The following is a 14,611-nucleotide window of genomic DNA, read 5'->3' as shown; positions in this document are numbered from 1 at the left end:
CTGAAGAGAGCGGGCGTTGCCGCCCACCTCTGGAAAAACATCATCAGGCCGCTTTGGCCTTCGCCTGACCCATCATCCGCGTGATGTAGTACTGCTGGGCGATCGACAGCACGTTGTTCACGACGTAGTACAGCACCAGACCGGCCGGGAAGAAGAAGAACATGACCGAGAACGCGATCGGCATGAACATCATCATCTTGGCTTGAACCGGGTCCGGCGGCGTCGGGTTCAGCTTGGTCTGCAGGAACATCGAGACGGCCATCAGCACCGGCAGGATGAAGAACGGATCCTGTTGCGACAGATCGTGAATCCACAGAATCCACGGCGCGCCGCGCATTTCCACCGACGACAGCAGCACCCAGTACAGCGAGATGAACACCGGAATCTGGATCACGACCGGCAGACAGCCGCCGAACGGATTGACCTTCTCGGTCTTATACAGCTCCATCAGCGCCGAGTTCATCTTCTGCGGATCGCCCTTGAAGCGTTCGCGCAGCGCCTGCATGCGCGGCGTGATCGCCTTCATGCGTGCCATCGACTTGTAGCTTGCAGCCGACAGCGGGAAGAATACCGCCTTGATCAGCAGCGTGAGGAGCACGATCGACCAGCCCCAGTTGCCGACGTAGCTGTGGATCTTCTCGAGCAGCCAGAACAGCGGCTTCGCGATGATCGTCACCCAGCCGTAGTCCTTCACCAGCTCCAGACCCGGCGCGATGCCTTCGAGCATGCGCTCTTCTTCCGGACCGGCGAACAGGCGAGCGGACACGTCGACGGTTTGGCCCGGAGCGATGGTCGCCACCGGCTCCTTCACGCCGACGCGATACAGCGTCGGATCGATCTTCTCGACGTAGATGTCGCGCTTCGCCCCTTGCTGCGGAATCCAGGCCGACGCGAAGTAATGCTGGACCATCGCGATCCAGCCGTTATCGGCCGAAGTCGCGTAGTCCTGCTTGTTCTTGTCGATGTCGCCGAACGTCATCTTCTGGAAGTGATGCTGGTCGGTATAGACAGCCGGCCCGATGAACGTGTGCGAGAAGCGCGGCGTTTCCACCGGCTGGTCGTCACGCACCAGTTCCATATAGACCGACGGGCTCACCGGCGTGGTGCCGACGTTCTGGATCTTCGTGTCGACGCCGATCACATAGCTGCCACGCGTGAACGTGTAGGTCTTGATGACCTTCACGCCACCCTTCACCGGCGACTCGAAGCTGAGCTGGAACGATTGTTCGTTGCCCGTCAGGTCGTGTTGCTGGTTCGGCAACGGCGTGTAGATGTCGTTGTGATTCGGAAAATCGCCGCCGAGCAGGCCCGTGCGCGCCAGATACGTGTGGTTCGCGGTGCGGTCGAACAGTGTGATGACGAGATCCGGCTGCTTGCCGTCGCCTTGCTTCACGAGCGACAGCTTCGACAGCGTGCCGCCGCGGGTGTCGATCTCGCCGCTATAGACGTCGGTGCTGAACTTGATCAGTTGCGCTTGCGTCGCCGCCGGCGCGTTGCCCGGTGCGGCTGCGTTCGTTGCCGGCAAATCGGCGGGCTGGGTTCCCGGCGTCGTGGTTCCCGGTGCGGCGCTACCGACGGTCTTGGTCGGCGTGGCGCTCGGGAAGAACATCGACGGGCGTCCGTGGTCGCGTTGCCAGTTGTCGAACAGCATGACCGCTGACATGAAAAAGATGACCCATAGGACGGTGCGTTTGATATCCATGCGTTGTCTCAGTGTCGATGGAACGGCGCGTCAGCGCTTTTCAGAAGTGGGAGGCGGGACGAGATCGATGCCGCCCGCGGAAAACGGGTGGCAGCGGCAAATACGCCTGGCGGCGAGATAAGTCCCGCGCGCGGCGCCATGATACTGGATTGCTTCGCGCGCGTAATCAGAGCAGGAAGGGTAAAAACGGCACCGGTTGCCGAGCATTGGGCTCACGGCAACTTTGTAAAAACGCAGTAAAGCGAAGAGTACCGTTTGCATGGCTGGTGCGGCCGGACGGCGCCGCGCAACGTGGAATACCGGGCGACGCCCGCGCAGCACGGCTGCCAAAGCTGCTTGGGCGGCCTGAACTGCAAAGCGGGCGGTCACTTGAGCGTCATTCCGTCTTGGGCGCTTCCGCGGGCGGCGCCTCACGACGGGTAATTTCGCGCGCTGCCTTGTCGAGCAGCGCCTCAATTTCGCTGCGGCACAGCGCCTTTAACGGCGGCGACGAGGCGCTCGGCAAAGCCTTTTTGTCGAAGCGCGTGTGCAAACGCAGCAGCACATCCCAACCGCCGAATTCCGCGCGACGCAGCCGGAAGGCCTCACGCGCGATTCGACGTACCAGATTACGCGTGGCCGCGCGCGGCGCATACTTCTTGCCGATCACGAGACCTAAGCGAGCTTCGTTGCCGGTGGGCCGTCCGTACACCACGAAGTGCGCAGTGCGGCGCCACGGGCGCAAACGAAAAACGGATGAAAATTCATCCGTTTTCAGTAGCCTTGCGGCTTTGGGGAAGGCGGCTTGCGCTCGCAACGGAACCGAACCCTGTTGCAGCGCCCCTGCCGTTCCCGCTTCACCGCGGGCGTCGCTACCTGGCACAAACGGAGCGCGCAATCCGCTCGCCTGCCTTAGATGGCGAGGCGCTTGCGGCCCTTCGCGCGACGTGCGTTGATGACCTTGCGGCCACCTGCGGTCTTCATGCGAACGCGGAAGCCGTGGGTGCGCTTGCGACGGGTAACGGAAGGTTGGTAAGTACGTTTCATGTTGCTCTCACTTGATCGACTGATCGAAAATTAACCGCACGATCATCGCTGAAGCGGCAATGGCCGGGCGTTTACAGAATTGGTTTTCGCGGAACCCGCTATTTAAACCGGTTTTTCGTTGACCGTCAATAGTTTAGCCTGGTTGGACCGCGGCCCGCGAGGAGTTCGCCCGATGATCCGTCCCTGTGGATAACTCCCTTGCGGGTCCGTTTTGGCGTTAGAATCTCGCCTTACTTCCCAAAAATCCTGCACGCGGCTCCGGCTCGCTTGTCCCGCAAACCCTTGTGGCACAAGCGCCTGGAGCCATTGCGCCTGGTTAGCCTGGCTGCTCAGGGCCTTGTTGCGTGCGCGCGACAGGGGCAGCGGCGACCGCCGTGCACACCATAACGACAGCAACTCGATGAACGATTTCTGGCAACACTGTTCCGCATTGCTGGAGCGCGAGCTTACGCCCCAGCAGTACGTGACGTGGATCAAACCGTTGGCCCCGGTCGCCTTCGACGCCGCTGCGAACACGCTTAGCATCGCTGCGCCGAACCGTTTCAAGCTCGACTGGGTCAAGAGCCAGTTCTCCGGCCGCATCGCGGATATGGCCCGCGATTTCTGGCAAGCCCCCGTCGACGTCCAATTCGTGCTGGACCCGAAAGCCGGTATGCGCGCCCCCGCGGCAGCCGCGCCGGCACCGGCGCGCCCGGCTTCCGCACCTGGTTCGATGGGCGGTAGCGCTGGCAACGGCGCTGCGGTGGACGCGGCCGTCGGCGCTGTGCAAGCGGCGCACGCCGCGCGCGCGGGTGGCGCAAACAGCGCGATGGCCAACCTCAACGCGAACGCACGCGCGGCAGCCGAACACAACGCAAACGCACGCGCGGCGGCTGAAGATGCCGCCGACCTCGATCTGCCCAGCCTCGACGCGAACGAAGCCGCGGCCGCCCGCCGCACTTGGCGTCCGGGCCAAAGCGCGGGTTCGAACGCGAACAGTGGCGAAAACGACTCGATGTACGAGCGTTCCAAGTTGAACCCGGTTCTGACGTTCGACAATTTCGTGACAGGTAAGGCCAACCAGTTGGCGCGCGCCGCGGCGATTCAGGTCGCGGACAACCCCGGCATCTCTTACAACCCGCTGTTCCTGTATGGCGGCGTGGGTCTGGGCAAGACCCACCTGATCCACGCAATCGGCAACCAGCTCCTGATGGACAAGGCCGGCGCGCGGATTCGCTACATCCACGCTGAACAGTACGTGTCCGACGTGGTGAAGGCGTACCAGCGCAAGGCGTTCGACGATTTCAAGCGCTACTACCACTCGCTCGACCTGCTGCTGATCGACGATATTCAATTTTTCTCAGGCAAGTCGCGCACACAAGAGGAATTCTTCTACGCGTTCGAGGCGCTGGTCGCGAACAAGGCGCAGGTGATCATCACCAGCGACACGTATCCGAAGGAAATTTCGGGTATCGACGACCGCCTGATCTCGCGCTTCGACTCTGGCCTGACCGTGGCGATCGAGCCGCCCGAGCTGGAGATGCGCGTCGCGATTCTGATGCGCAAGGCGCAATCCGAGTTCGTGAGCCTGAACGAGGACGTCGCGTTCTTCGTCGCCAAGCACTTGCGTTCGAACGTGCGTGAACTCGAAGGCGCGTTGCGCAAGATCCTCGCGTACTCGAAGTTCCACGGCCGCGAAATCACGATCGAAGTGACGAAAGAAGCGCTGAAAGACCTGCTGACGGTGCAGAACCGGCAGATTTCGGTGGAAAACATCCAGAAGACCACGGCTGACTTCTACAGCATCAAGGTCGCGGACATGTATTCGAAAAAGCGTCCCGCGAACATCGCGCGGCCGCGGCAGATCGCCATGTATCTGGCGAAGGAGCTGACCCAGAAGAGCTTGCCGGAGATCGGCGAGCTGTTCGGCGGGCGCGACCACACCACCGTGCTGCACGCAGTGCGCAAAATTGCCGATGAGCGCAGCAAGGACGCGCAACTGAACCACGAACTGCACGTACTGGAGCAGACGCTGAAGGGCTGAGCGGTCTGTCTGGAAAAAACGACCTGTTTATTTCCAAACTCGCCCCCATTTTAGTGAGGCGGTTCCGTTTTCAGGCACAATACAGGTTTAACCGCCCGGCGGCCGTGGGCGGATTTCACGCCTTGACAGGCGCTGCGTGGCGCCGGCGGGGAGTCGTGGCTGCGCGCGGAAAAGCTTCCTGGCAAGGCGCGCAGGCCGTTATATCAACGAAGGAACTCTATGCAACTGGTCAAGACCGAACGCGATAACCTCCTCAGGCCGCTGCAAACCGTGAGCGGCATCGTCGAACGCCGCCATACGTTGCCGATCCTCGCCAATTTGCTGATTACCAAGAACGGCCCTGATGTGTCGTTCCTGTCGACCGACCTCGAGTTGCAGATCACCACGCGTGCCGATTTCGGCGTGGGCGGCGATTCGGTGGCGACCACGGTGGCAGCAAGAAAGCTCCTCGACATTCTGCGCGCCATGCCCGACGGGCAGGTCACGCTCACGTTGAACGACAAGCGTCTGACCGTGCAATCCGGCAAGAGCCGCTTTGCGCTGCAAACGCTCGCCGCGGACGAATTCCCGACGGTCGCGCAAGCTAAAGACTACGGCGCGAACCTCGTGGTTCCCCAGAAGACGTTCCGCCAGTTGCTCGGCATGGTCCATTTTTCGATGGCCCAGCAGGACATCCGCTATTACCTGAACGGCATGCTGCTGGTGGTAGACGGCGACCAGCTGATGGCGGTCGCAACGGACGGCCACCGTCTGGCGTTCTCGTCCATGAAGATCGAAGGCTCGTTCCAGCGTCAGGAAGTGATCATTCCGCGCAAGACGATTCTGGAACTCCAGCGTTTGCTGGAAGACATCGACGACACGCTGAAGATCGACATCGCGCAGACGCAGGTCAAGTTCACGTTCGGCCAGGTCGAACTGGTGTCGAAGCTGGTGGAAGGCAAATTCCCCGACTTCCAGCGCGTGATTCCGAAGTCGCACAAGAATCAGTTCGTGATCGGCCGTGAAGAACTGCAGCGCTCGCTGCAACGCGCCGCGATTCTGACCTCGGACAAATTCAAGGGCGTGCGCTGCATTATCGAGCCGGGCCAGTTGAAGATCATGTCGACCAACGCCGATCAGGAAGAGGCGCAGGAAGAACTGGAAATCGCATACGACGGCGACAGCGTCGATATCGGGTTCAACGTCACGTATCTGCTCGACGTGCTCGCGAACCTGAAGGTCGACACGTTGCAAGTGAGCCTGGGTGACGCCAGCTCCAGCGCGTTGATCACGATTCCCGAGAACGACGAATTCAAATACGTCGTGATGCCGATGCGCATCTAACGCGTCCAGAAACCAAGAACACACCAAGGGGCGCAGCGCCCCTTTGGCGTTTTTATGGTGTTTTGAAAAGTCCCGAGCAGCAACCTTGCAGCAACGCAGAACCGGAAAAAATCCATGACTGAAACGAACAATTCGCAACCCGACAACAGCTACGGCGCATCCTCGATTCAGATCCTCGAAGGTCTGGAGGCGGTGCGCAAGCGGCCCGGGATGTACATCGGGGATACATCGGACGGGACCGGTCTGCATCACCTCGTATTCGAAGTGCTGGACAACTCCATCGACGAAGCGTTGGCGGGGCACTGCAACGACATCCAGGTGATCATTCACGCGGACAACTCCATTTCCATCACCGACAACGGCCGCGGCGTGCCGACCGGTCTGAAGATGGACGACAAGCACGATCCAAAGCGCAGCGCCGCTGAAATTGTGATGACCGAGCTGCACGCCGGCGGCAAGTTCGACCAGAACAGCTACAAGGTGTCCGGCGGCCTGCACGGCGTGGGCGTGTCGTGCGTGAATGCGCTGTCGGCATGGCTGCGTTTGACCATTCGCCGCGACGGCAAGAAGCACTTCATGGAATTCCACCGTGGCGTGCCGCAGAACCGCATTATCGAAGAGATCGACGGCGTGGCTGTTTCGCCGATTCAAGTCACCGGCGACACCGAAAACCGCGGCACTGAAGTGCACTTCCTCGCGGACGAGACGATTTTCGGCAACATCGAATATCACTACGACATTCTGGCCAAGCGGATTCGCGAGCTGTCGTTCCTGAATAACGGCGTGCGGATCAAGCTGACCGACCAGCGCACCGGCAAGGAAGAAGATTTCGCGTTCGTGGGCGGCGTGAAGGGCTTTGTCGAGTACATCAACAAGAACAAGTCCGTGCTGCACCCGAACATTTTCCACATCAGCGGCGAGAAAGATGGCGTGGGCGTGGAAGTGGCGATGCAGTGGAACGACAGCTACAACGAAAACGTGCTGTGCTTTACGAACAACATTCCGCAGCGTGATGGTGGGACGCACTTGACCGGGTTGCGTGCGGCGATGACGCGCGTGTTGAACAAGTACATCAACGATCACGAAGTCGCTAAGAAGGCGAAGGTTGAGACTTCGGGTGACGATATGCGTGAAGGGCTGTCGTGCGTGTTGTCGGTGAAGGTGCCGGAACCGAAGTTCAGCGCGCAGACGAAGGACAAGCTGGTGTCGTCGGAAGTGCGCGCGCCAGTGGAAGATGTGGTCGCGAAGGCGCTCGAAGAGTTTCTGCTTGAGACGCCGAATGACGCGAAGATTATTTGCGGCAAGATTGTGGATGCGGCGCGCGCGCGGGATGCGGCGCGGAAGGCGCGGGAGATGACGCGTCGCAAGGGTGTGCTCGACGGTGTTGGGTTGCCTGGGAAACTGGCGGATTGTCAGGAGAAGGATCCGGCCAAGTCTGAGATTTATATCGTCGAGGGTGACTCGGCAGGCGGGTCGGCGAAGCAGGGTCGGGATCGGAAGTTTCAGGCGATTCTGCCGCTGCGCGGCAAGGTGCTTAATGTGGAGAAGGCACGCTATGACAAGCTGCTTTCTTCGGAGCAGATTGTTACTTTGATCACCGCGCTCGGTTGCGGGATTGGTAAGGAAGACTACAACCTCGATAAGCTGCGTTATCACCGCATCATTATCATGACCGATGCTGACGTGGACGGTGCGCACATTCGGACGCTGTTGTTGACGTTCTTCTATCGGCAGATGCCGGAGATGATCGAGCGTGGGTATATCTATATCGCGCAGCCGCCGCTGTTCAAGATCAAGGCCGGGAAGGACGAGCGGTATTTGAAGGATGAGGCTGAGGTTAATGCTCACATTCTGAAGCTGGCTTTGCAGGGGTCGGAGTTGCTGGCTTCTGAAGGGGCTACGCCGATTACTGGGGATGCGTTGGGTGAGTTGGCTCGGGCTTATTTGCTGGCTCAGGCTGTGGTGAATCGTCTGAGCCGGTTGTATGACGCTGGCGCGCTCGAGGCTGTGATGGATGGGATCGCGATCGATCTGTCCAGCGAGGAAGCGGCTGATGCATCGGCTAAGGCTCTGGAAGCGAAGCTGCGGGATGATCCGTTGAAGCCCGAAGTTAAGGTTACGACGATGTATGACCCGGTGCGTGAACTGCGCTCGTTGCGCGTCGCGCGGACGCATCACGGGAATCAGAAGATTTCTGTGTTGGATCAGGATTTTCAACTCACCGCTGATTACCAGCAGCTGATCAATACTGCTAATACGTTTAAGGGGTTGATTGGGGTCGGTGCTGTCATTAAGCGTGGTGAGCGGAGTATGGCTGTTACTGACTTCAAGAGTGCGATGAAGTGGTTGCTGGCTGATGCTGAGCGCAATATCTCGAAGCAGCGCTATAAGGGCCTCGGTGAGATGAACCCTGGGCAGCTTTGGGAGACTACGATGGATCCGACTGTGCGTCGCTTGCTTCGTGTGCAGATTGAGGATGCTATTGCGGCTGATGGCATTTTCACTACGCTCATGGGGGACGATGTGGAGCCGCGTCGGGCGTTTATTGAGTCGAATGCGTTGCGGGCGGGGAATATTGATGTTTAAGAAGGACCTCCTCTGCTGAGATAAATGCATGACGTAAGAACACAGGACCCGTAAGTTGAGAAACTTACGGGTCTTTTTTATGGTTCAGACTGTCCGCGTCCCGCGGCATCCCAGGATGCATGCACAGATATCTCTGTTGAAGATTTTTTACCGATTCATTTTCCTCCGCACCGGGGATTACGCACTAGAGCAGCCACCGAGTTTCATTCCGCCGATATCATATTTAAAGTATTCTCCCGTTTGCCGTCGCGACTGTGGCAACTGTCGCCCGTCTGCGTCGGCGCGTCTAATAATCTGAGAGCATGATATGAGCAGGTACTGCGGCGACGACGATTCGAAATCGATCCTAGAGGCGGCCGCGCATTGGCGCGAAGCAGCGCTACTAGGCAGCGGTTCCGTCCTCACAAGCAAGCATCTTTGGACGTCATCGGCACTGGAACTGCTCGACAAGTACTTCGTCAGAAGGCCGGACCTCGGCGACGGTAAGTACCTAGAGAAGCTGAAACAGCAGCTCGCGCCCGTTGAAGACGCGGCTAAGCAACTGGTAGCGGAGATGATGTGGCTGCTATAGTCTGTTGGGGTCGCGGGACTCTGAAATCGCCGTTCTGGTTGCGGATAGCGCAACGGAGAAACACGACATCGACGGGAGTGGCCACGTCAAGGTGACGAGGGCGTTTGCACGGCATCTGCGGCAGGAGGTTTGGAAAAAATTGTTTGGCATCGCGGGCAACGTCCGGCTGGCGACGCAGTTGATGGGAGCGATCAATCAGCCTGCTAATCCGGCGAACTGGAAAGCGATACAGACGGTGGCGGACGCGAATCAGAAGTTATATGAAGCGGCGTTTTCCTTTATTCCTCGCAATCGAGCTTTGTCAGATTCGCCGGATGAGCAAGGCGATTTCGCGTCTATATGGCCAACATGGGATCCGGAAAAAAAGTCGACTGGTGGGAAGATGCCTTTCGACGAGGCCTTCTGGGCGAAGCCGCAGCACGAGAAGGCCGCGGCCAGTTTGTCCCAACTCGCGGGATTCATTGTTTCGCTTCCTATTGAGTGGACGAAAGGCGAGAACAACAACTTGGGTTTTGCCACGTCGCTTGTTGCGGAGAACTATCAGGTGCCGAAACCAACTGACGCATATGAACAGGATGCGTCGGCTGCCGATGCGAGTAAGGGGGAAGAACTTAGCTGATGAGACAGTTTAGAAGTCGCTGGAAATTGGTCGCACTTGCGTCGTTGGTGTGTGCGATGCAATCTGTGTCGTCTCGTGCCATGGCGGAAGCACATCAGGAATGCGTCGGCCGCTATGAATTGACGATTCCTGGCGATGTCGATGTTGCTTTGATTCCCACCGCGTTTTCCAAGCCGCAAGAAAATCCAATTCGGTTTTCCGACGATCAGCCGGCAATGCACTCCGTTTTTATTTATAACGGTACTTTCCGGATAACCGGATCGATGTCGCATGCTGACTTCGGTTCGATCCTGGATGGGATTAAAACGCGGGTGATTTCGAGCTCAGCGTCGACCGATGAGAACGGCCGGTTTGAGGTGATACCGGCGGGACGGCCGGACGCATTTGCCTGGGCCGGGCATCGTGCGGCTGGGTTCTACATTTATGAGAATGGGCGGGCAATCAGCTTTCGCGAGTCATCGTCGGATCCTTCTGTGGCGAAGCAACGTACTGAAGCGGTTCTAAAGGGTCTTTCCGCGCGCAATGCCTACGAAATTCCCAAAGGCGATGGTGTATGTCTGCCGGACATGTTCGTTGCCGATAACGGGAAAGACTCGGCGCGCCAGGTGGGCGTATCGTTTCGTTTGAAGAACCATCCCGACGTCACAATTTTTTTTCTCGATGAGAAAGCGTTGGCAGTTGACCCCAAGCTGACGTCTAAACAAAAGAGCGAGTTCGTGTGGGGTTATGAATACGGAATCGGCAAGCGGATCAAGCTTGTTGGTGCGGCGCCTTACCGGACGGTCAAGCTCGATGGCCGGGAGGGCGTTGAAACATCGGCGATCATCACACGCGATGACGGCTCGACGGATTATGGGTATCTGGCTACGGTGCAAGGGGATTCTAATGCACCGGTTGATACGCCTAATCTGCTTCTCCTGGTTGAGAGAAACGCGAAGGATGCAAAGGGGAATGCGCCTGTGTCGGCGGAGGAGCTTGATCTGATGGCGAAGGGGATTGCGGCGTCGATAAGGCGGCGGGCGGCTCAATAGTGGGGGACGTTGGTGGGCCGGTGCATACAGCGATGATGATCGTGGGGTGCATCGGACTGACGTTGGTGATACATCGGGCGCCGCAATTAACTTATCGACGCTTCACTAATTTCAATACCGCGTTTTTACAGAGTATGAAACATTCAGCTTCGGCCGTGTACACCACTTAGATGGTGGACGATTCGCTTCACCTCTTCACCTGAGTCAAGAATGGAGCAGGATCGCGCCGAGCTACGAGATTTGAAGTCAGCCGACCAGTTTCTGGCGCGTCTCGCCGCTGCGGAGGCTGTAACGCTGACCGATGACTACTGGACAAAGACTCTGCCCGTGGAGCGCGCTACATCGGCAGGCTGCAGATGCGTTCGGTATTTGTTTTGACATTAGCCACCCTGAATGCCGAATACGGGCCGACAAGTTATTTTTACCGGCAAAAACAAAGTCGAGACCCACCCAGAAACAATTTCCGATTTAACATTTGCCTTTAATAATACGATTGCGACATCCTCGTAATCTTTTGTATTATCGCGCGGTAGCGCGGGGGCGCGAATTGCATAAAAAGAGGCGGTATGGGCGCGCAGGAGATTATTGCGGCGATAAAAGGCGGATTGTTGCAAAGCGAGCGCCTGCTGAAACTCGACACGCCGCTGGGTACTGACGTCCTATTGCCGCAAAGGGTGGTAGGGCATTCCCGTCTTGGCCGCGATTACGAATTCACGTTGGACACAGTTTCCACCACCAACAATATCGAACTCAAGAAGCTGATCGCCCAGCCGGTCACACTGTGGCTTCAGCAAACCGACCACTCGTACGCCCCGCACCATGGTTATGTCCATACCGCCCGTCGTTTAGGCTCCGACAGCGAGATTACCAGCTATCAGATCGGCTTTGTCTCATGGATGCATTTTCTGCGCTTCAGAAAAGATGCACGCATCTGGCAGGATAAAACCGTCGATGAAATTCTCACCGATGTATTCAATATGCATCCGCAGGCGCAGGGTGCTTTCCGCTTCAGCTTGAGAAACCCATTGCCGCAGCGTTCATTCTGCGTGCAATCCGAGGATGACTGGAATTTCTGTCAAAGGCTGATGGAAACGGAAGGCCTGTTCGGCTATTTCGAACAGGCTGCGGATGGTAAATCGCACATCCTGGTCGTTACCGACGATATCAGTACCCTGCAACCGCTTTCGCCACAAACGGTGGATTTCTACCGCTCGGGCACCAACAGTGAAACGGATGCCTTCGTGCAATGGAGCGGCACCCGCACGTTGCAGAGCACGTCGCTCATCACCCGCACCTTCGACTACAAGGTGCCGTCCCCAGCCGCGAATCCGAAAGGCACGGCGACGCCGACCTTGAGCACCCAAGGTGATCTGCCGCAGCAGGCCGAAGTGTACGAGTACACCGGCGCGTATTCTTACGCCAAACAGAACCGCGGCGACCAGCTCTCGAAGGTGCGGATGGAAGAATGGGAGTCGCGCGCCAAGCGCTTCAGCGGTGTGGGCGCGGTACGCCGTGTCGATGCCGGCCGCTGGTTCGAACTCACCAATCATCCGGACCACGGCGCGGGCAGCGCACAGGAGCGGCAGTTCGCGGTCATCGCGGTCGAGTGGGTGATCGAGAACAACCTGCCCGTCTCGAGCGGCACGACGGACTTTCCGCATAGCCTGAAGCAAAAAATCGCCGCGGCCCGCGCGCAGCACGCGAACAATCCGACGCTGGTGGTCAAAGCCACGGACGGCAGCGAAGGCTTCTTCATGGCAACGGTTGAAGCCCAACGCAAGGCCATCCCCTTCCGCAGCCCGTTCGAGCATGAAAAACCCGAGATGCACATGCAAACCGCGACCGTGGTCGGTCCGGCGAACGAAGAGGTGTACACCGATCAACTGAACCGCATCAAAGTTCAGATGCATTGGGATCGCCTGAATCCGGGCGACGAGAATGCGTCGTGCTGGATCCGCGTCGCGCAGTCGGACGCTGGCGGTAGTTATGGCGGTGTTCACGTCCCGCGCATCGGGGAGGAAGTGATCGTTTCTTTCCTCGACGGCGATTGCGACCGGCCCATTGTCACCGGTCGCGTCTACAACGGCGCGAAAACGCCGGACTGGCATTCGAACGGTATTCTCTCCGGCCACAAGTCGAAGGAATATCAGGGCAGCGGCTACAACCAGATGGTGATGGACGATGCCACCGGTCAGAACCGCGTGCAGCTCTACAGCTCGAGCACCAACGCGCAACTGCACCTCGGTTATCTGATCGCCCAGAACGGCAACTCGCGTGGTGCGTATCTCGGCAGCGGTTTCGATCTCAAGTCTGACGCCTATGGCGCAGTTCGCGCGGCGCAAGGTCTTTACGTCACGACGCATCCGGCCAACGGCACGTCGAGCCAGCCGCTCGATGTGCGCGACGCCAACAGCCAACTGACCAATTCCGAAAGCGTGATCGAAGCGCTCTCACGGGCGAGCGAGACACACCAGGCCGAAAGTCTGAACGAAGGCCACGACGCACTGAAGTCTTTCACGGATGCCACGCAGAACAGCGTGTCGGGCGCTACAAGCAGCGGAGGCAACACAGCCGGCGGCGGCACAGGCAGCGCCAACGCCTTCAAGGAGCCGATCATGCTGTTCGCCACGCCGGCGGGCATCGCAATCTCGACGCAGAAGTCGGCGCACAGCACCGCGACAGAGCATGTCAATCTGGTCAGCGGGCAGAGCACACACATCGCCACGGGAAAATCGCTTCTCGCCAGCGTCGGTGAAAAGATCAGCCTGTTCGTGCAGAACGCGGGCATGAAGTTGTTCGCGGCGAAGGGCAAAGTCGAAATCCAGTCACAGTCGGACAACGTCGAACTCACCGCGCAGAAAACCTTCAGGTTGCTCTCGGCAACCGAAAAAATCGAAGCAGCCGCCGATCAGGAGATCCTGTTGACGAGCGGCGGCGCGTACATCCGTATCGCGGGCGGCAACATCGATATTCACGCGCCGGGCATGGTCGATGTCAAAGGTGCGCAGCATAGCTTCAACGGCCCGACGAGTCAGGGCTATCCACTGCCGTCGGCCCGTCCCGATCAACCGGGACAGCTCGAGTTGCTCCATCAATACGCGAATGGCGAGCCGGTCAAAGGCGGGCAGTTTTCGGTACTGGACGCCAACGGCGGAGTTCTGCGTCAAGGCGCGCTGGATGCAAACGGTCGCATGACGGTCAGCGGTTTGCCGCCAGGCGTGGCGCAAGTGCAATTCGGCGCCGATCCTCGCGATCCCTCGCAGCCGGCCAATTACTTCAAGAGCATGAACTGGCCAGCCGAGCCGTTGCACGCGTCCGGCGACGCCGCAGCCGCATCGCAGATGGCTTCGTTCCTGCCTGCCGCGGTTAGCAGCACGTCGGGCGCAGCCGCCGCGGCCGGAAGCTCCGGCGTTGCAGCGAGTGCAGCGAGCGCGTTGGCCAGTACGGCGAAGGGCGCGGTGGGCTCGGCCGTCGGCGGGGCGTCGCAACTCGCGAGCCTCGCCGACATCGCCTCACAAGGCAGCGGCGGCCTAACGTCGATGGCGAAAAGCCAGGCCACCGGATACGCCCAAAACGCGCTCACCAAGGCGTTACCTTCAGGCGCCAGCGCCGCGGTCTCACAAGCCAGTCAGGCCGCAAGCACGGCCAAGGAAATCAGCAGCATCGCGCAATCGGCACGGAGCGCATTGCCGGCAATCAACGGCATTGTCTGACGCGATGCCGATCATTC

12 protein-coding genes are annotated in these 14,611 nt (G+C 59.0%); 7 read left to right on the top strand and 5 right to left on the bottom strand.

What is annotated here, in order from left to right; all coding sequences use genetic code 11:
* Nucleotides 1-43 precede the first annotated feature (43 nt).
* From yidC to rpmH, 4 genes are all read right to left on the bottom strand, one after another.
* A complete protein-coding gene (gene yidC, locus P0D80_RS13825; RefSeq protein WP_408176291.1) occupies nucleotides 44-1,702 on the bottom strand; it encodes a membrane protein insertase YidC in 1,659 nt (552 codons plus the stop codon).
* Between the two features lie 30 nt (nucleotides 1,703-1,732).
* Nucleotides 1,733-1,963: a membrane protein insertion efficiency factor YidD gene (gene yidD, locus P0D80_RS13820; RefSeq protein WP_081936011.1), complete on the bottom strand. Its 231-nt coding sequence runs from the start codon at nucleotides 1,961-1,963 to the stop codon at nucleotides 1,733-1,735.
* A gap of 115 nt (nucleotides 1,964-2,078) precedes the next feature.
* Nucleotides 2,079-2,579, bottom strand: coding sequence for a ribonuclease P protein component (locus tag P0D80_RS13815; protein ID WP_408176290.1), 501 nt, complete (start codon nucleotides 2,577-2,579; stop codon nucleotides 2,079-2,081).
* A gap of 14 nt (nucleotides 2,580-2,593) precedes the next feature.
* A complete protein-coding gene (gene rpmH / locus P0D80_RS13810; protein WP_004198824.1) occupies nucleotides 2,594-2,728 on the bottom strand; it encodes a 50S ribosomal protein L34 in 135 nt (44 codons plus the stop codon).
* Between the two features lie 400 nt (nucleotides 2,729-3,128).
* On the opposite strand from rpmH, the gene dnaA reads away from it, so the two are divergent.
* From dnaA to P0D80_RS13780, 6 genes are all read left to right on the top strand, one after another.
* Entirely contained in the window at nucleotides 3,129-4,751 is a 1,623-nt protein-coding gene (gene dnaA, locus P0D80_RS13805; protein WP_408284545.1) for a chromosomal replication initiator protein DnaA, read from the top strand.
* Nucleotides 4,752-4,970: 219 nt separating this feature from the next.
* Nucleotides 4,971-6,074: a DNA polymerase III subunit beta gene (gene dnaN, locus P0D80_RS13800; protein ID WP_007180118.1), complete on the top strand. Its 1,104-nt coding sequence runs from the start codon at nucleotides 4,971-4,973 to the stop codon at nucleotides 6,072-6,074.
* 114 nt (nucleotides 6,075-6,188) lie between these two features.
* A complete protein-coding gene (gene gyrB, locus P0D80_RS13795) occupies nucleotides 6,189-8,660 on the top strand; it encodes a DNA topoisomerase (ATP-hydrolyzing) subunit B (protein WP_132376457.1) in 2,472 nt (823 codons plus the stop codon).
* A 307-nt stretch (nucleotides 8,661-8,967) separates the two neighbouring features.
* Nucleotides 8,968-9,231 (top strand): hypothetical protein, encoded by a 264-nt coding sequence (locus P0D80_RS13790; protein WP_408176287.1) that lies wholly within the window; start codon nucleotides 8,968-8,970, stop codon nucleotides 9,229-9,231.
* Between the two features lie 139 nt (nucleotides 9,232-9,370).
* Entirely contained in the window at nucleotides 9,371-9,850 is a 480-nt protein-coding gene (locus P0D80_RS13785) for a hypothetical protein (RefSeq protein WP_408284543.1), read from the top strand.
* A 56-nt stretch (nucleotides 9,851-9,906) separates the two neighbouring features.
* On the top strand, nucleotides 9,907-10,881 hold the full coding sequence (locus P0D80_RS13780; protein WP_408284540.1) for a T6SS immunity protein Tli4 family protein: 975 nt from the start codon (nucleotides 9,907-9,909) through the stop codon (nucleotides 10,879-10,881).
* 380 nt (nucleotides 10,882-11,261) lie between these two features.
* Here the strand turns inward: P0D80_RS13780 and P0D80_RS13775 are convergent, their stop codons facing one another.
* The gene (locus P0D80_RS13775) at nucleotides 11,262-11,495 is read right to left on the bottom strand and encodes a hypothetical protein (protein WP_408284691.1); all 234 of its coding nucleotides are present in this window, start codon (nucleotides 11,493-11,495) and stop codon (nucleotides 11,262-11,264) included.
* Between P0D80_RS13775 and P0D80_RS13770 the strand changes: the two genes are divergently transcribed.
* On the top strand, nucleotides 11,448-14,594 hold the full coding sequence (locus P0D80_RS13770) for a type VI secretion system Vgr family protein (protein WP_408284537.1): 3,147 nt from the start codon (nucleotides 11,448-11,450) through the stop codon (nucleotides 14,592-14,594). The two genes, P0D80_RS13775 and P0D80_RS13770, sit on opposite strands and share 48 nt — an antisense overlap.
* Nucleotides 14,595-14,611 lie beyond the last annotated feature (17 nt).

It is taken from the genome of Paraburkholderia sp. RL17-373-BIF-A, assembly GCF_046030175.1.
Lineage (GTDB): Bacteria > Pseudomonadota > Gammaproteobacteria > Burkholderiales > Burkholderiaceae > Paraburkholderia.
The sequence above is the reverse complement of the archived record's forward strand: the minus strand, read 5'-3'. Positions and strand labels throughout refer to the sequence as shown.